Consider the following 19,099-nt stretch of genomic DNA (forward strand, 5'->3'; position numbering starts at 1 on the left):
TAATCTAGATGTCGACTCAATATCTAAATTCTAATTTGAAAGTATTCTCTTTAAACTCTAATAAGGAACTTGCTGAGCAGATTGCAAAGCATATTGGAGTAGGACTAGGAAAATGTTCTGTTGATCGTTTTAGTGATGGAGAAGTTCAAATTAACATTGAAGAAAGTATCCGTGGTTGCGATGTATTCATTATTCAATCTACAAGCTTCCCAGTAAACGAACATATCATGGAATTACTTATTATGATCGATGCATTAAAACGTGCATCTGCGAAAACAATTAATATTGTTATTCCTTATTATGGTTATGCGCGTCAAGACCGTAAAGCGCGTTCTCGTGAACCAATTACATCGAAACTTGTAGCAAACTTGCTTGAAACAGCAGGTGCAACTCGTGTAATCACTCTAGATTTACATGCTCCACAAATTCAAGGGTTCTTTGATATCCCAATCGACCACTTAATGGGTGTACCGATTCTTTCTGATTACTTTGAAACAAAAGGTCTTAAAGATATCGTAATCGTGTCTCCTGATCATGGTGGTGTAACTCGTGCAAGAAAAATGGCAGATCGTCTAAAAGCGCCAATCGCTATTATTGATAAGCGTCGTCCTCGCCCGAACGTATCAGAGGTAATGAACATTATCGGTAATATTGAAGGAAAAACAGCGATTTTAATTGATGACATCATTGATACAGCTGGTACAATTACATTAGCAGCAAACGCTCTTGTTGAGAACGGTGCTTCTGAAGTATATGCTTGCTGTACACACCCAGTATTATCTGGCCCAGCAATTGAGCGTATTCAAAATTCAAATATCAAAGAGTTAGTTGTAACGAACTCTATCGTATTACCAGAAGAGAAGAAAATCGACAAAGTACATGAACTTTCAGTTGCTCCATTAATTGGAGAAGCAATCATTCGTGTATACGAAGAAGAATCTGTGAGTGTATTATTCAATTAATTGGATAGAATGAGACGTAACCAATTTTGGTTACGTCTTTTCGTATCGAAAAAAGAAAGTAGTGGTACAAGAATGAAATTGATAGTAGGACTTGGGAACCCAGGTAGAGAATATGAATTAACAAGGCATAATATTGGATTTATGGCCATTGATGAACTTGCGAAGCGTTGGAACATTTCTTTGAATGAACAAAAATTTAAAGGTGTATTTGGTGCAGGGTTTGTTAATGGAGAAAAGGTAATCTTATTAAAGCCGTTAACATATATGAATTTATCTGGGGAAAGTATTCGTCCACTCATGGATTATTATAAAATTGATGTTGAGGACTTCGTTGTTATGTACGACGATTTAGACATTCCTGTAGGTAAATTGCGTCTTCGCATGAAAGGTAGTGCTGGTGGACATAATGGTGTAAAGTCAACGATTTCGCACCTAGGAACACAAGAATTTCAACGTATCCGTATGGGAATCGATCGCCCGAAAAATGGAATGAAGGTAGTCGATTATGTATTAGGACGCTTTACATCTGAAGAGATTCCGGATGTTAACCATTCTATTGAAAAAGCAGCGGATGCATGTGAAGAGTGGCTAAATAAGCCTTTTCTCCAAATCATGAATACTTTCAATAGTTAAAAATGAGATTGGGAATATTTCTCTTTTGTTTTACCCATACTAGTAGTAATTGAATTTTTAGGAGGCTAGTATGGAAGGGTATTATTATTGCAGACACTGCGGAGGTAATGTAGGCTCCATTAACGCAGAAAAAGTATATAGCGACGTTTTATTTCAACTAACAGAGCAAGAAGTAGTAGAGATGATTCATTTTCATGAGAATGGAAATATATATATAAAAACAATTTGTGAATCGTGTCAAGAAACGCTCGCATCTTATCCTGAGTATTATGAGTATGAAAAATTTCTGCAATAAAATGTTGTCGCTTTGGCATGTCCAAAGCATTTTTCTGTTTTCCTTTTCCAAAATATTTGCATAAAATAGAATGACTTGCTCTTTATGTTGAGAGGAGTTTTAAAAATGATAGGTTTATTAGAGCAATTTTATAAAAATGAAGAGATACAATCGGTTATTAATGGATTAGAAGATGGGTTAAAAGAACAACTTATATCAGGGATGGCAACGTCTTCTCGTTCATTATTAATGGCGGCTTTATATAAAAAAACAAAAAAATCACAATTAATCGTTACACATAACTTATACCAAGCACAAAAAGTACATGAAGATTTAGTGGCGTTACTTGGTGAAAAAGATGTGTGGCTATATCCAGTGAATGAACTGATAGCATCGGAAATTGGGGTTGCAAGTCCAGAATTGAAGGCGCAACGTATAGAAGTGTTAAATCGCTTGGCTGCGGGAGAGAATGGAATCATTGTAGCGCCAGTGGCAGGATTGCGTAGATTTTTACCAATAAAAGAATTGTGGAAGCAAAAGCAAGTTGAAATCAATCTAGGGCAAGAGATTGATTTAGATGCGCTCTTGCATACTTTACATCATATTGGCTATGAACGTAAGTCGATGGTAGAAGCTCCAGGGGAGTTCAGTTTACGCGGGGGAATATTAGATATTTATCCTTTAACTGAAGAACTACCATTTCGTATTGAATTTTTTGATACAGAAGTCGATTCTATTCGATTATTTGATGTGGATGAACAGCGTTCTCAAGGTAAAAAAGAAAGCGTTAGGTTTGGTCCGGCAACAGAGTTTTTATTTTCACAGGAAGAATTAAAATCAGGAATTCAGCATCTTGAAGAAGGTTTGACTAAGACGATGCAAAAACTTTCTGATGATAAACTAAAGACTACAGTGCTTGAGACGGTAAGTCATGAAATTGAGATGTTGAAAAACGGGCAAAGTATAGAACAGATGTTTAAATACTTATCTATTTTCTATAAAGAACCTGCTAGTCTGATAGATTATTTACCAGAAGATGGTGTTGTAATTTTAGATGAGATTTCCCGTATTCAAGAAACAGCATCACATCTTGAAACAGAAGAGGCGGAATGGTATATATCACTTCTTGGTGAAGGAACAATTATTCAAGATTTATCTTTCTCTCACGCATTTGAGGGGTTTCTTCATCATAAAAAAAGAAGTTTTGTATATTTAACGTTATTCTTGCGTCATATCGCACACACACATCCGCAAAATATTGTAAATGTAACATGTAAAACAATGCAAGATTTCCATGGACAGATGAATTTGTTAAAAACAGAAATTGATAGATGGAATGAAGGGCATTTTACGACTGTTGTACTTGGAACAGATGATGAACGTGTGAAGAAATTACAACATATTTTAAGTGATTATGATATTGAGGCAGATATTGTAGAAGGCACAGATATCTTATTGCCTGGAAGGCTACAAATTGCTGTAGGTGATTTACATGCAGGGTTTGAAATGCCGATGCAAAAGCTTGTTGTCATTACTGAAAAGGAGCTTTTTCATAAGAAAGTTAAAAAATCACAACGTAAACAAAAGTTATCGAATGCTGAACGTATTAAAAGTTATTCGGAATTAAAAGTTGGAGATTATGTAGTTCACGTAAATCATGGTATAGGTAAATTTTTAGGTATTGAGACATTAGAGATTAATGGTGTTCATAAAGATTATTTAAATATTAAATATCAAGGTAATGATAAGTTATACGTTCCAATTGAACAAATTGATCAAGTCCAAAAATATGTAGGGTCTGAAGGTAAGGATCCGAAAGTTTACAAATTAGGCGGAAATGATTGGAAAAAGGTTAAAACGAAAGTTGAAAAATCTGTACAAGACATTGCGGATGACCTAATTAAACTATATGCTGAGCGCGAAGCTTCAAAAGGCTATGCATATACGCCAGATACGGCAGAACAACAAGAGTTCGAATCATCTTTCCCATATCAAGAGACAGAGGATCAGTTACGTTCTATTGACGAGATTAAAAAAGATATGGAACGCGGACGCCCGATGGATAGGCTCCTTTGTGGTGATGTAGGGTATGGAAAGACGGAAGTGGCTATTCGTGCGGCATTTAAAGCAATTATGGATGAAAAACAAGTTGCGATTTTAGTACCGACAACGATTCTTGCGCAGCAACACTATGAAACAATTCGAGAGCGTTTTCAAGATTATCCAATCAATATAGGATTATTAAGTAGATTCCGTACGAGAAAGCAACAAAATGAAACGATTAAGGGCTTAAAGGATGGCACAATAGATATTGTAATCGGAACACATCGTATTTTATCTAAAGATGTCACTTATAAAGATTTAGGGCTTCTTATTATTGATGAAGAACAAAGATTTGGTGTGACGCATAAAGAAAAAATTAAACAATTGAAGGCGAATGTTGACGTATTAACATTAACGGCAACTCCGATTCCGCGGACGCTTCATATGTCTATGCTTGGTGTGCGCGACTTATCTGTTATTGAGACACCGCCAGAAAATCGTTTCCCAGTCCAAACGTATGTAGTAGAGTATAATCCAGCATTAATGCGAGAGGCGATAGAGCGAGAGCTTGCAAGAGGCGGTCAAATTTACTTCCTATATAACCGTGTAGAGGATATTGAAAGAAAAGCAGATGAAATTTCGATGTTAGTTCCAGATGCTCGCGTAACGTACGCACATGGGAAAATGAACGAAAGTGAATTAGAGTCTGTTATGCTATCATTTTTAGAAGGACAGCATGATGTTCTTGTAAGTACAACAATTATTGAGACGGGTGTAGATATTCCGAACGTAAATACGTTAATTGTATTTGATGCAGATCGTATGGGGTTATCACAGTTGTACCAGCTTCGTGGGCGTGTTGGACGTTCTAATCGTGTTGCATATGCATACTTTGCCTATAAACGTGACAAAGTGCTGTCAGAAGTTGCAGAGAAGCGTCTGCAAGCAATTAAAGAGTTCACAGAACTTGGATCTGGTTTCAAAATTGCGATGAGAGATTTATCTATTCGTGGAGCAGGTAATTTGTTAGGAGCAGAACAGCATGGGTTTATTGATTCTGTCGGATTTGATCTGTATTCTCAAATGTTAAAAGATGCAATTGAACAGCGAAGAGGAACAGATGGGGCTGAAAATACAGTTAATGTTGAAATTGACTTAGAGGTAGATGCATACTTACCAGATGCTTATATTTCAGATAGTAAGCAAAAAATTATGATGTATAAACAATTTAGAGGTGTTTCTGCAATTGAGGATATTGAAGAATTGCAGGAAGAAATGATCGATAGATTCGGTGATTACCCACAAGAAGTTGGTTATTTATTACAAATTGCAAATATTAAAGTGTTGGCAATGAAAGAACAAATTGAGTTAATTAAGCAGAATAAATTTGAAGTAACATTCCTGTTTTCTGAACAAGCAAGTCAAAATATTGATGGTGGAAAATTATTCATGCTCGGAAATAGTTTTGGGCGTATGATCGGTCTAGGAATGGAAGGATCACAATTGAAAATTGTTATGAAAACAAATGGCTTAGAGACATCGAAGTGGTTAACAATTGCTGAAAATTTATTAAAAGGCTTACCAGATGTGAAAAAAGAAGTAATAAATGCCTAAAATAAGATAAAAAAATACAATTCGACGTGCATAGAAGAACTAATGTGTAAAATACTATGTCTAACAGTTGGTGATTTTTACATGAACAGGTAAATTCACCACTTTGATCATCAGTAGAAAGTGAGGCAGCATTAGAATGAAAGCAACTGGAATCGTACGTCGAATTGATGATTTAGGCAGGGTAGTAATCCCAAAGGAAATTCGTAGAACTTTACGTATTCGAGAAGGAGACCCACTAGAAATATTTGTTGATCGCGATGGAGAAGTAATTTTAAAGAAGTATTCTCCAATTAGTGAACTAGGTGATTTTGCAAAGGAATATGCTGAGGCTTTATATGACAGCTTAGGACATAATGTGCTTGTCTGTGACCGAGATTCTATCATCGCAGTATCAGGCGTATCGAAAAAAGAATACTTAAATAAAAGTGTTGGCGATCTAATCGAAAAAACGATGGAAGAAAGAAAGTCTGTTATTATGACGGACGAAAGTGATATTTCCATTATCGATGGTGTAACAGAAAAGGTTCATTCTTATACAGTTGGACCGATTGTTGCAAACGGAGACCCAATTGGAGCCGTCATTATTTTTTCAAAAGAAGCTATTATAAGCGAAATCGAGCATAAAGCGGTTAATACTGCTGCCAGTTTCTTAGCGAAACAAATGGAACAGTAAGGGTATATTGATTTTAGAAGTAGCAATCTTTCCTAATTATGATCTTTCTTTTTGAGAAATCAATTATTTGGAGATATATGTATATTGAATGAAGGTAGCGCTTTGCTACCTTTTTTCATTGAATATTTTTAACGTGTAGGGACCTAGTATTACCCGTGGTGGTAAGGGAGTTTGTACTTTTCTTTATGATATAATACGAGAGGTGAGAATAGAAAAAGGAGTTTTCTTGTATGGAAGCGAAGAAGTATCAAGCCTTTTGGCGTGGGGCTATTATATTAACGATTGCAAGTTTTGTTACAAAAGTATTAAGCGCTTTTTACCGTATTCCATATCAAAATATAGCAGGGGATATTGGTTTTTATATTTACCAACAAATTTACCCGTTTTATGGATTTTGTTTAATTTTAGCTACTTATGGATTTCCTGTTATCATTTCAAAAATGGTTGCAGAACGACTAGAGTGGGGAAAACAGAGAGAAGCAGAAGAAATTATTTGTGTATCTTTTTGGTTTTTATTAGGAATTGGTTTTATAGGTTTCTTTACATTGTTTTTTGGGGCCGAAACAATCGCGATAGCTATGGGCGATATGCACTTAGATAAGTTGGTACGTGTTATTTCATTTTCGTTCTTATTGATGCCGTTTTTGTCTGTAGCAAGAGGGTATTTTCAAGGGTTCAATAATATGATGCCAACGGCTGTTTCGCAAGTAATAGAACAAACAATTCGAGTTTCTATTATTGTATTTTTATCGCTATTCCTAATTGCTCACGGATTTGATTTATATACAGTTGGTGCAGGGGCTATGTTAGGCTCAATTGCGGGTGGACTTATTGGGATTATTGTACTTATGTTGTATATGCGTCGAGATTTTCGTTCCATATTTTTTAAACGTGTAGCGAGAATTAAGGGTAAAAGGAAGATAATTAAAATCCTTTTTTGGCAGGGATTAGCGATTTGTGTTAGTAATTTAGTGCTTATTTTTATACAGATGGCTGATTCAATGTCCTTGTACACTTTACTTATTGGTGCGGGAGAACAGGCTGAAAGTGCAAAAGTATTAAAGGGTGTTTATGATAGAAGTATTCCGCTAATGCAATTAGGTACTGTTGTGACGACTTCTTTCTCGTTATCACTTATTCCAATTATTACAGCGGCGAAGGAAAGAGGAGATCTTTCCTTTATTCAAGAAAAGGTAAAGTTAGCAATGAAAATAACATTTGTTATTGGATTTGCAGCAGCTATTGGACTAACTTGTATTATTCAACCTACGAATATTATGTTGTTTGAAAATAGTGATGGATCAGATGTTTTATCTATTTTATCTTTATCTATTTTATTTAGTTCATTGTCAATTACGACGGCTTCTATTTTACAAGGGTTGGGACAAACATTTAAGCCAGCATTATTTGTTGTATTTGGAGGTTGCTTAAAGTTAGCGTTAAATTATATATTCATGCCTTATTTTGGTGTGAAAGGGGCAGCCTTAGCGACTTTATGTGCGTTAATCATAATTTCTGGACTAAATAGTTTGTTGCTTATGAGAGCTGTATCAGGGTCACTTATCAATAAGCGAAATATGTTAGGTGTAGTAATTAGTGGTATCTGTATGGGATTTGTATTAATGATGTTCACGCGTGTGTTGCAGATGTCTGGATTAGTAATTGATACGGAACATAGAGCGAGCGCGACGCTTGAAGCGTTGTTAGGTGTAGCCATCGGCGGATTGACATATATGTTTTTTATTTTAAAATTACGTGTATTTACAAAAAAAGAATTAGGAACTGTTATGAAACAAGAGAAAAAAGAAGGTTCATTGAAGAAGAGTGGATAGAGGTGACAGGTTGTGAGTGGAATCATTACTGCTTTAGGTTTAGGTGCTGGTGAATTAGATCAGCTAACGATGGGTGTATATCGAAAAATAAAAGAAGCAGACCATCTGTTTGTTAGAACGAAGGAACATCCGGTTATAGAAGAATTGGAGAAAGAAGGTATACAATATACGGCTTTTGATGCTGTATATGAAGCACATGATACGTTTGAAATTGTATATGAAACAATTGCGAATAAATTACTAGAACAAGCTGAAGGTACAGAAATTATCTATGCGGTTCCGGGGCATCCACTTGTAGCAGAAAGAACAGTTCAGCTATTGTTGGAAAAAGGAGACGTTTCAAATGTTGAAGTGCGAATTGAGGGTGGACAAAGTTTCCTTGATCCTATGTTTGCAAGCCTAAAAATTGATCCGATTGAAGGATTTCAATTACTTGATGCTACATCATTTGAAAGAGGGCAATTAGAATTACGTCAACATTTAATCTTTTGCCAAGTATATGATGCATTCGTTGCATCTGATGTGAAATTAACATTAATGGAGATGTTGCCAGATGATTATGAAGTGTATATCGTAACAGCTGCAGGAACTTCATTTGAACAAGTAAAGAAGGTACCGTTGTACATGTTAGATCATGAAACGGAATTGAATAATTTAACAAGTGTGTACGTGCCACCTGTTCAGGAGCGTGCGTCCTTGTATCAACAGTTTGATGTTCTTAGAGAAATTATTGCAGACCTGCGTGGTCCAAATGGTTGTCCGTGGGATAAAAAGCAAACGCATCAATCATTAAAGAAATATTTAATTGAGGAAGCTTATGAGGTGTTGGAAGCAATTGATGAAGAGGATGATGATCACTTAGTAGAAGAATTAGGTGATATATTATTACAAGTTATGCTTCATGCTCAAATCGGAGAAGATGAAGGTTGGTTCTCTATAGATGATATCATTCGAACTCTATCTGAAAAAATGGTTCGTCGCCATCCACATGTATTTGGAAATACGGATGTAAACAATGCTGATGAAGTGATTGCCAATTGGGAAGAAATTAAAAAACAAGAAAAAGGATTCGTGAAAGAATCTGTTTTAAATGGCGTTCCTAAAAGTTTGCCGCAGTTACTACGCGCCTTTGAAATTCAGAAGAAAGCTGGTAAGGTTGGATTTGATTGGGTTGATGTGCAGCCGATGATAGAGAAAGCTTTGGAAGAATGGCAAGAGTTCCAACAAGAAGTTACAAACATGGATGAGGAAAAGATGCTAGGTGAGTTTGGTGATTTACTATTTGCATTTGTTAATATAGCCCGTCATTACAAAATAGATCCAGAAGAGGCGTTACGTTCAACTAATGAGAAATTTACTGGTCGTTTTTTATACATGGAGGCAAAAGTAGCTGAAATGAATAAAGAGATGGAAGATTTATCATTAGAACAGTTAGATGTTTTATGGGAAGAAGCGAAACAAACAGAGCGTTAATAGGGGGATTTGATATGCGTCTAGATAAGTTTTTAAAAGTGTCACGTTTAATTAAAAGAAGAACATTAGCGAAAGAAGTAGCTGATCAAGGAAGAATATCTATTAATGGTCAAGTGGCAAAAGCGAGTTCTGATGTGAAAGTAGCTGATGAATTAACAATTCGTTTTGGTCAAAAAATAGTGACTGTAAAAATAAATGAATTGAAAGAAACAACTAAAAAAGAAGATGCAGCAAATATGTATAGCTTAGTTCGTGAAGAAAAAGTAAAAGCGGAAGAAGGCTTGTTCTAAAATCATGTATCCCCTCATACATTACTATTAGCTAGTAAAAACCTATGGGGGGATTTACGTGAATAATGGTTACTCACCTACGTCTTCTAATCAACAAAATGTTTCTGTAGAACATGACATTATTATGCGTGGCAGGCGTATAATTGATATTACCGGTGTGAAGCAGGTAGAGAGTTTTGATAGCGAAGAGTTTTTGCTAGAGACCGTAATGGGTTTTTTAACGATTCGTGGTCAAAATTTACAAATGAAAAATTTAGATGTAGAAAAAGGTATTGTGTCGATTAAAGGGAAAGTTAATGAGATGCTGTATATTGATGAAAATCAAGGAGAAAAAACTAAAGGTTTCTTTAGTAAGTTGTTTAAATGAGTCTAACAATTCAGTTGTATACAATGCTTTCAATGATTGGAATGGGTGCTTGGATTGGAGCGTCTTTAGATACATATCAACGTTTTTTAAAGCGCCAAGAACGTAAACGTTGGCTTGTATTTATACAAGATATATTATTTTGGATTGTCCAAGCATTATTCGTCTTTTATGTATTGCTTCTCGTAAATGAAGCTGAACTACGTATATATGTGTTTTTGGCATTGTTATGTGGTTTTGCGGCATATCAAAGCTTACTGAAAGCACTATACATGAAGCTGTTAAATTTTCTCATCTATATTTTTATGCAAACAACATATTTTTTTGTTCGAATTATACAGCTACTCATGATAAAACCTGTTATTATTATAGCGCAGCTATTTATTGCATTTATATTATTCTTATTTCGTATACTGCTTTCAATTGGACATGTGTTATGGAAAATTGTGATTTGGATATTACTTTTCATATGGAAAGTTTTTTTCTGGCCTGTTCGATTTATTGCTTCGCTCATATGGAAACTTCTCCCTAATCGTGTTAAACTTTTTATAGTGAAACATATAGGGTTCCTGCAATATATAGCAAAATTGAAGGGACATATCTTCCAAATATGGGAGCGTATAAAAAAGAAGTTAGGGGGACCTCGGAAATGAGGGAACTGAGACAAAGAACAATCGAAAAACAGAGTCCAAATCCTGTTAAAGAGCATATAATACAAACGGATGAGAACAGGAAGCGACTTTATCGCCGTTTAGCGGTTTTTCTTGTCTTTACTTTTACAATTATTGCGAGTATTAGTGTAACGTTTTATCAACAAAACAGTTCCATTAAAGCAAAAGAAGCAAAAGTTAAGGACATGAAAAAAGAACTGGATTCATTAACGAATAAAGAAAAAAGTCTAAAAGACGAAGTTCAAAAGTTAAATGATGAAGAGTACGTATTAAAGATTGCTAGAAGGGATTATTTCTTCTCTGGTAAAGGGGAGATAATTTTTCCTGTTTCGAAGTAGAGTATGTCTTATTGACACTATATTTTAGGATTATATATAATAAAGTAAAATTTGACTTTTTAACCACTAAGGAGGAGCATTTTTTTTATGTCAATCGAGGTAGGCAGCAAGTTACAGGGTAAAGTAACAGGTATTACAAATTTTGGGGCTTTTGTGGAGCTGCCAGAAGGCTTAACTGGTCTTGTTCATATTAGTGAAGTTGCTGATAACTATGTAAAAGATATTAACGATCACTTAAAAGTGGGCGACCAAGTAGAAGTAAAAGTTATTAATGTTGAAAAAGATGGAAAGATTGGTTTATCTATCAAAAAAGCGAAAGAACGTGAAAAAACAGAAGGAGATCGTCCACGCGGTGAATACCAACGCGGTGGTGATCAACAACGTTCTGGACGTCCACAACGTAATAATCGCTCTTTCAACAGAGATAATCGTGGTGGCGGTAACGACCGAGCTCCAAAAGAAACATTTGAGCAAAAGATGGCACGCTTCTTAAAGGATAGCGAAGATCGTTTAACTTCTTTAAAGCGTAACACAGAGTCTAAACGTGGTGGCCGTGGCGCACGTCGCGGATAATAAGGCCGTTTAGTTTTTAACATATAGAGAGGTACCCAGAGTGATGGCTCAGGGTGCTTTTTTATATGTGAAAATATATTTTAAAAAAGTTTTCAAGATGTGTTGACTTTAAATAATATCTGATGTAAGATACTAATTGTCCGTTAAATAAGACGACATGGCGGTGTAGCTCAGCTGGCTAGAGCGTACGGTTCATACCCGTGAGGTCGGGGGTTCGATCCCCTCCGCCGCTATATTTATTTTAACGGCCCGTTGGTCAAGTGGTTAAGACACCGCCCTTTCACGGCGGTAACACGGGTTCGAATCCCGTACGGGTCATCTAAAAAGATCATGCAAATTTGCATGATCTTTTTTTGTTAAATGGATTAAGACATACAACACTTCTACAAAATCACCCTATATTTTCTGAATATTTAATTAAAAAATCAAGGATAACTTACATACCGTGTATATCTGTAGAGTTATTTCGAATAAAAAGTCGAACGATTATAAAAGTGAAAACTGTTGTTTTGACAAAAATCCCAACAATCATCTTTTATAATGACAGTAATTAAACTATGCAGGTGGTGTTAAAAATATGCCTAAAGCAGGAAGGAATACTATGAATACAAGTGCATTGGCAATGAATGAGAGTCAGCTTGGAGGAATAAAGTGGACGAGTAAGTTGCGAATGAAATTCGAACAAGTTTTCTTTAGATGGGGATTTATTATTGTTGTTATTGGTTTTCTTTTGGGAAGAGCATATATATTAACAAATATTTTACCGTTTGCACTACCGTTTTTTGCTGCTGTTTATGTTATGAAGCGGGATAAGATGCCGCTAGCATTTTTAGCTCTAATGGGAGGAGCTCTTTCAGTCTCGATAGATAATTTGTTTTTTACTTTTGCATCTATCTTTACTTTCTTCATTTATAATATCTTCTTTAGTAGATTTACACGTAAAACCGTTGGACTTGTTCCATTTCAAGTATTTATCTCCGCATTAACCGCACACTTAGTTGTTGTATATTTTGCGCAACAAACTGTCACCATGTACGATTTACTCGTTAGTACCATTGAGGCTGGGCTTAGTTTCGTATTAACTATGATATTTTTACAAAGTGTCCCACTTTTAGTGGAAAGGAAAGGAAAACAACAGGCTTTAGAGACAGAAGAAATTGTTTGTTTGATTATATTACTAGCATCTGTTTTAACGGGTACAACAGATTGGTTTGTATATGATGCTTCTATTCAACATATTTTTACAAGGTATTTAGTACTAGTATTTGCATTTATTGCGGGTGCTGCTACAGGATCTACAGTGGGGGTCGTAACAGGATTGATATTAAGTTTAGCAAATGTGTCTAGTTTGTCTCAGCTTAGCCTTCTCGCTTTTTCTGGATTACTTGGTGGGTTGTTAAAAGAAGGGAAGCGTTTAGGTGTTAGTTTAGGTTTATTAATAGGGACAAGCTTAATTACATTATATGTAGACAAGCAGACAAATATTGTAACAACTTTAATTGAGTCAGGTGTAGCGATTGCTATCTTCTTATTAACGCCAAAGCTTGTTTTGGATCGTATTGCTAAATTTATGCCAGGTACACAAGAGCATTCGCAAGATCAACAACAATATTTAAGAAGGATGCGTGATGTTACAGCGAACAAAATCAACCAATTCGCAAATGTATTTGCTGCTTTATCTAATAGTTTTTCTGTATATGGGTATGTAGAGGAAGAAGATAAAGAGACAGAAGCAGATTTGTTTTTGAGTACAATTACTGCGAAAACATGTCAAACGTGCTTTAAAAAGGATCAATGCTGGGTAGTGAATTTCGATAAAACGTACGATTATATGAAACAAATAATGAATGAAACGGAAGAAGGAACCCTGCAACATAATCGTAAATTAGTTCGTGAGTGGGACAAGCATTGTGTGAGAGGGAAAAAAGTGACGGATTTAGTAGCGGGTGAATTAGATCACTTCTATGAGGGACAAAAATTGCGAAAACAAATGAAGGAAAATCGTAGAATAGTAGCGGAGCAACTATTAGGTGTATCAAAAGTTATGGAAGATTTTGCTAAGGAGATACAACGAGAGCGTGAAAATCATCAAGTGCAGGAAGAGCAGATTATGCAAGCGTTCCGTGATTTTGGTGTCGAAGTAGAGCATGTTGATATTTATTGTTTAGATAGAGGAAGTATTGATATTGAAATGTTGATTCCAGTTGCATCTAATGAACATGGTGAATGTGAAAAGTTAGTTGCACCGATGCTTTCGGATATCCTTAAAGAAAATATTGTCGTTAAACATGAAGAAAAGTCTTCTTATCCGAATGGTCACAGTTTAATATCATTTGGTTCGGCGAAGACGTATTCTCTTGATACAGGATTGGCTACAGCCGCAAAAGGCGGTGGGTTTGTTTCGGGTGACTCTTATGCGATGATGGATTTAAGTGTTGGTAAATACGCACTTGCGATTAGTGATGGTATGGGTAATGGGCAAAGAGCTCATATGGAAAGTAAGGAAACGGTGAAATTATTACAAAAAATACTCCAATCGGGTATTGATGAAGAAATAGCTATTAAGTCTATCAATTCAATCCTTTCTTTGAGAACGACAGAAGAGATGTTTACAACATTAGATTTAGCTATGGTAGATTTGCGGGATGCGAGTGCTAGGTTTTTAAAGATTGGATCAACGCCGAGTTTTGTTAAACGCGCGAATAATATTTTGAAAATTGAAGCAAGTAATTTGCCGATGGGAATCATCGAAGATGTTGAAGTTGATGTGGTGGGTGAACAATTAAAAACGGGCGATATCCTTATTATGATGAGCGATGGGATTTTTGAGGGCGCGCAGCATGTAGAGAATCATGAATTATGGATGAAGCGGAAAATTAAAGAATTGCAAACCGAAGACCCGCAAGAAATTGCTGATATCATTATGGAAGAAGTGATTCGCTCTTGTGATGGTTATATAAATGATGATATGACTATTGTGGTGGCAAAAGTGAAGAAAAATATGCCGAAGTGGGCTACGATTCCGATTGTAGGAATGCAGGCGCAGTAAAATATAAGTGGAATGTTTATCTATAATTTGATTTTAAAAACCTAGGTGAATACCTAGGTTTTTTTGTGGGAAAAGGTAATGTTATTGATTTTATGAATATACACGGAGGATGTAAGATAAAAATGTAATTTTTGTATATCTTTTTTTTGCACAATGTTTGTAAAAGTTGTACCATTATAGACAAGGTAACTAACGTTGCTGTTCTTGTTTAATGAAAGGTGATTGCGAAGTTGAAAGATACATTTGTTGAAAAAGTAGATGACTTTGTAAAGCAGCATGATGTATTAAAGAATGATTCAACAATTGTTGTGGGAGTTTCTGGTGGTCCTGACTCGTTAGCCCTTTTATATTATTTATTAGAAAAAAGAGCGGAAAAACAGTTGGAAATTGTAGTAGCTCATGTGGATCATATGTTTAGAGGTGATGAATCTCATGAGGATTTACAGTTTGTGCAGGACCTTTGTGAAGAACTGGGAATTATTTGTGAAACGATAAGGATTAATGTATCACAATATCAACAGCAATACGGAATGAATGCACAGGTTGCTGCTAGAGAATGCAGATATGCATTTTTGGAAAGAATAATGAAGAAATATGATGCAAGATATGTTGCTCTTGGACATCATGGAGATGATCAAGTCGAGACAATTTTAATGCGTCTTGTAAGAGGGAGTACTCCGAAAGGATATGCAGGAATTGCAGTGAAGCGTCCTTTTCATAATGGATATTTAATTAGGCCGTTACTTGGGGTAACGAAGGAAGAAATTGTTGATTACTGTAATAAGCTAAATTTAATTCCACGTATAGATCCGAGTAATAAAAAGGAAGTATATACAAGGAATCGATTACGTAAATATGTCCTTCCTCACTTAAAAGAAGAAAATCCACAAATGCATGAGAAATTCCAAAAATTTAGCGTGCAGATGCAAGAGGATGAGGCTTATTTGCAGGAATTAGCTTTTGAGAAAATGAATAAAGTAATTACAAAAAAAAGTGATAAACAAATTAGCTTATCAATTCCTGCCTTTGAATCCATGTCTATGCCTTTACAAAGAAGAGGGATTCAACTAATATTAAACTATCTTTATGAATATAAGATTCCATCTTCTCTTTCTTCTATACATATTGACAAGGTGATTGAGTTTTTTAAGCGGACACAACCTTCAGGTTCACTTGATTTTCCAGGTGATTTGAAAATTGTTCGCACATACGAGGAGTGTAGCTTTAGATTTAAACAAGAAATTGTCTCTCCTTTTTTGCAAGATTTATCAGTACCCGGGACCATTACACTATTGAACGGGGATGAATTTGTAACAGAGGTGAGCGAAGATATACCAAGTAACATGAATGAAACAGTATTTGTTGCTAAGTATAATGATATATCATATCCACTTCGTATTCGTTCTAGGGAAAATGGAGATCGCATGTCAATACAAGGTATGGATGGCACGAAAAAGATAAAAGCTATTTTTATCGAAGCGAAAGTACCAAAAGAAAAAAGAGAAGAATGGCCGGTCGTTTGTGATGCAAGTGGGAACATTATTTGGGTACCCTTGTTGAAGCGATCTGCATTTGCAATTTCGAAAGAGATGGCAAAGAAGGGTAAATATATGATTATTCACTACAAAAGCAAGGAGTCTTCCGGGAGGATAATGAAATGATGAATCAAGATATCGAAAAAGTATTAATTTCTGAAGAACAAATACAAGAAAAGGTGCGCGAACTAGGTGCAGTTATTGCAGAGGATTATAAAAACACAGTACCTCTTGCAATTGGTGTATTAAAAGGCGCAATGCCATTTATGGCAGATTTATTAAAGAGAACAGATACATATCTTGAAATGGATTTTATGGCTGTATCTAGTTATGGTCACTCTACAGTTTCAACAGGCGAAGTGAAAATTTTAAAAGATCTTGATACTTCTGTAGAAGGTCGCGATATTTTAATCGTCGAAGATATTATTGATAGTGGTCTTACACTAAGCTACTTAGTAGACTTATTCAAATATCGTAAAGCGAAGTCTGTAAAAATTGTTACATTATTAGATAAGCCAACAGGCCGTAAGGTTGATCTGAAAGCGGATTATGTTGGATTTACTGTTCCACATGAATTTGTAGTAGGATATGGATTAGATTATAAAGAGCAGTACCGTAATCTTCCTTATGTAGGCGTATTAAAACCAAGCGTTTACTCAAATTAATTAAATACAGGCTTTACAATTGTATAGGAAAGTTTTTCTATGTTACGATTTACTATAGTGTTTATGCCGTGAGAGGAGGTTAGGAATGAATCGTATCTTCCGTAATACCATCTTTTATTTACTGATATTCTTAGTAGTAATTGGAATCGTGAGCTATTTTAATGGTTCGACACAAAAAACGACATCAGTTAGCTACGACAAATTCATTACTAAACTAGAAAGCGGTGAAGTGCGTAATGTGCAACTTCAACCGAAAAATGGTGTATTTGAGGTAAAAGGACAATTCAATAACTCTAGCCAAGGAGAACAATTTGTTACTTATGCACCAAATACTGAGGAATTACAAAAGAAAATCAATGATAAAGCGAAAGGTGCCGAAGTTAAGTATCAACCAGCAGAAGAAACAAGTGCTTGGGTAACATTCTTTACTTCAATCATTCCGTTTGTCATCATCTTCATTTTATTCTTCTTCTTATTAAACCAGGCTCAAGGCGGCGGTAGCCGTGTTATGAACTTCGGGAAAAGTAAGGCGAAGTTATATAATGATGAAAAGAAAAAAGTTCGTTTCAGAGATGTTGCTGGGGCGGATGAAGAGAAACAAGAACTTGTCGAGGTAGTTGAATTCTTAAAAGACCCTCGTAAGTTTTCTGAAGTTGGTGCCCGTATTCCGAAGGGTGTCCTATTAGTTGGACCTCCAGGTACAGGTAAAACTTTATTAGCACGTGCTGTTGCAGGTGAGGCTGGCGTTCCATTCTTCTCTATCAGTGGTTCTGACTTTGTAGAGATGTTTGTCGGTGTCGGTGCATCACGTGTACGTGATTTATTTGAAAATGCAAAGAAAAATGCTCCTTGTATCATTTTCATTGATGAAATTGATGCAGTAGGTCGTCAACGTGGCGCAGGTCTTGGTGGTGGTCATGATGAGCGTGAGCAAACATTGAACCAGTTACTTGTTGAAATGGATGGATTCGGTGCAAACGAAGGTATTATTATCATTGCTGCGACAAACCGTCCAGACATTCTTGACCCAGCGTTATTACGTCCAGGTCGTTTTGACCGTCAAATTACAGTAGATCGTCCAGATGTAAATGGCCGTGAAGCTGTACTGAAAGTACATGCGCGTAATAAACCGCTTGATGAGCATATTAATTTAAGAGCAATTGCGACTCGTACACCAGGATTCTCTGGTGCGGATCTTGAAAACTTATTAAACGAAGCTGCTTTAGTAGCTGCACGTCGAGATAAGAAGAAGATTGACATGAGTGATATCGATGAAGCAACGGATCGTGTTATTGCAGGTCCAGCTAAGAAAAGTCGTGTTATCTCTGAAAAAGAACGTAATATCGTTGCTTTCCATGAAGCAGGCCATACTGTAATTGGTGTTGTTCTTGATGAAGCTGATGTCGTTCATAAAGTAACAATTGTCCCTCGTGGTCAGGCTGGTGGATATGCGGTAATGCTTCCGAAGGAAGATCGTTACTTCATGACAAAGCCAGAGTTACTTGATAAAATCACTGGTTTACTTGGTGGTCGAGTAGCTGAGGAGATTGTATTTGGTGAAGCAAGTACAGGTGCTCACAACGATTTCCAACGTGCAACTGGTATTGCAAGACGTATGGTTACGGAATTCGGTATGAGTGATAAGCTTGGACCGATGCAATTTGGTAGCTCACAAGGTGGTCAGGTATTCTTAGGAAGAGACTTCCATTCAGAACAAAACTACAGTGATGCAATCGCACATGAAATTGATGTGGAAATGCAAACAATTATTAAAGAATGTTATGCTCGTGCGAAACATATTCTTACTGAAAAACGAGATAAGCTTGATATTATCGCGAAAACGTTACTTGAAGTAGAAACATTAGACGCAGAGCAAATTAATCATTTATATGATTATGGCAGATTACCTGAGCGTCCAACATCTTCAGATGATGTGAAAGTAAACATCAATATGAAGAAAGACGATGAAGATAAAGAAGATAAGTAAGAAATGAAGGAGTGACTATCGTCACTCCTTTTTTGTTTGTTAAGATTTTTGTTAATTACTATTAAGGGCTTAGTGGATAAAGTAATTTAAGTAAAACTAGTATTAAAAATTGAAATAGAGAGC

The 19,099-nt window shown here is 35.9% G+C and carries 16 protein-coding genes and 2 tRNA genes; all 18 read left to right on the plus strand.

Translation table 11 applies throughout. From position 1 onward, the window contains the following. Positions 1-8: 8 nt before the first annotated feature. The 18 genes from ATL10_RS25650 to ftsH all read left to right on the plus strand — a co-directional run bounded on the left by ATL10_RS25650 (position 9) and on the right by ftsH (position 18,976). Positions 9-962 carry a ribose-phosphate diphosphokinase gene (locus ATL10_RS25650; protein WP_000107420.1) on the plus strand — a complete coding sequence of 318 codons (954 nt, stop codon included), beginning with the start codon at positions 9-11 and terminating at the stop codon, positions 960-962. A gap of 72 nt (positions 963-1,034) precedes the next feature. Then, positions 1,035-1,595, plus strand: a complete 561-nt coding sequence (pth, locus tag ATL10_RS25655; RefSeq protein WP_000767702.1) for an aminoacyl-tRNA hydrolase — start codon at positions 1,035-1,037, stop codon at positions 1,593-1,595. A 70-nt stretch (positions 1,596-1,665) separates the two neighbouring features. After that, positions 1,666-1,890, plus strand: a complete 225-nt coding sequence (locus tag ATL10_RS25660; RefSeq protein WP_000399438.1) for an anti-sigma-F factor Fin family protein — start codon at positions 1,666-1,668, stop codon at positions 1,888-1,890. 105 nt (positions 1,891-1,995) lie between these two features. Then, positions 1,996-5,526, plus strand: a complete 3,531-nt coding sequence (gene mfd / locus ATL10_RS25665) for a transcription-repair coupling factor (RefSeq protein ID WP_000579684.1) — start codon at positions 1,996-1,998, stop codon at positions 5,524-5,526. Between the two features lie 136 nt (positions 5,527-5,662). After that, positions 5,663-6,199 carry a stage V sporulation protein T gene (gene spoVT, locus ATL10_RS25670; RefSeq protein ID WP_000648306.1) on the plus strand — a complete coding sequence of 179 codons (537 nt, stop codon included), beginning with the start codon at positions 5,663-5,665 and terminating at the stop codon, positions 6,197-6,199. 230 nt (positions 6,200-6,429) lie between these two features. Next, positions 6,430-8,031: a putative polysaccharide biosynthesis protein gene (locus ATL10_RS25675; protein ID WP_090978608.1), complete on the plus strand. Its 1,602-nt coding sequence runs from the start codon at positions 6,430-6,432 to the stop codon at positions 8,029-8,031. A gap of 12 nt (positions 8,032-8,043) precedes the next feature. Further along, on the plus strand, positions 8,044-9,504 hold the full coding sequence (yabN, locus tag ATL10_RS25680; RefSeq protein ID WP_110497803.1) for a bifunctional methyltransferase/pyrophosphohydrolase YabN: 1,461 nt from the start codon (positions 8,044-8,046) through the stop codon (positions 9,502-9,504). Between the two features lie 14 nt (positions 9,505-9,518). Further along, entirely contained in the window at positions 9,519-9,794 is a 276-nt protein-coding gene (locus tag ATL10_RS25685) for an RNA-binding S4 domain-containing protein (protein WP_001234876.1), read from the plus strand. Between the two features lie 58 nt (positions 9,795-9,852). After that, positions 9,853-10,161: a sporulation protein YabP gene (yabP, locus tag ATL10_RS25690; protein ID WP_001059104.1), complete on the plus strand. Its 309-nt coding sequence runs from the start codon at positions 9,853-9,855 to the stop codon at positions 10,159-10,161. Continuing rightward, entirely contained in the window at positions 10,158-10,811 is a 654-nt protein-coding gene (gene yabQ / locus ATL10_RS25695; protein ID WP_000059781.1) for a spore cortex biosynthesis protein YabQ, read from the plus strand. The genes yabP and yabQ overlap by 4 nt, the downstream gene beginning before the upstream one ends. Continuing rightward, complete coding sequence (divIC, locus tag ATL10_RS25700) at positions 10,808-11,167, plus strand: cell division protein DivIC (protein WP_001208739.1); 360 nt, start codon at positions 10,808-10,810, stop codon at positions 11,165-11,167. Before yabQ ends, divIC begins: the two co-directional genes overlap by 4 nt. Positions 11,168-11,254: 87 nt before the next feature. Further along, positions 11,255-11,740 carry a S1 domain-containing RNA-binding protein gene (locus ATL10_RS25705; RefSeq protein ID WP_000021451.1) on the plus strand — a complete coding sequence of 162 codons (486 nt, stop codon included), beginning with the start codon at positions 11,255-11,257 and terminating at the stop codon, positions 11,738-11,740. A 159-nt stretch (positions 11,741-11,899) separates the two neighbouring features. Next, positions 11,900-11,973, plus strand: a tRNA-Met gene (locus ATL10_RS25710). 13 nt (positions 11,974-11,986) lie between these two features. Continuing rightward, positions 11,987-12,058 (plus strand) — tRNA-Glu (locus ATL10_RS25715). Positions 12,059-12,317: 259 nt separating this feature from the next. Continuing rightward, positions 12,318-14,789 (plus strand): stage II sporulation protein E, encoded by a 2,472-nt coding sequence (gene spoIIE / locus ATL10_RS25720; RefSeq protein WP_001123550.1) that lies wholly within the window; start codon positions 12,318-12,320, stop codon positions 14,787-14,789. Between the two features lie 230 nt (positions 14,790-15,019). Then, the gene (gene tilS, locus ATL10_RS25725) at positions 15,020-16,450 is read left to right on the plus strand and encodes a tRNA lysidine(34) synthetase TilS (RefSeq protein ID WP_000655457.1); all 1,431 of its coding nucleotides are present in this window, start codon (positions 15,020-15,022) and stop codon (positions 16,448-16,450) included. Continuing rightward, complete coding sequence (hpt, locus tag ATL10_RS25730) at positions 16,447-16,989, plus strand: hypoxanthine phosphoribosyltransferase (protein ID WP_000981846.1); 543 nt, start codon at positions 16,447-16,449, stop codon at positions 16,987-16,989. Before tilS ends, hpt begins: the two co-directional genes overlap by 4 nt. An 85-nt stretch (positions 16,990-17,074) precedes the next feature. Next, positions 17,075-18,976: an ATP-dependent zinc metalloprotease FtsH gene (gene ftsH, locus ATL10_RS25735; protein ID WP_001079669.1), complete on the plus strand. Its 1,902-nt coding sequence runs from the start codon at positions 17,075-17,077 to the stop codon at positions 18,974-18,976. The last annotated feature ends 123 nt before the right edge of the window (positions 18,977-19,099 follow it).

It is taken from the genome of Bacillus sp. 196mf (genome assembly GCF_003217275.1).
Lineage (GTDB): Bacteria > Bacillota > Bacilli > Bacillales > Bacillaceae_G > Bacillus_A > Bacillus_A thuringiensis_S.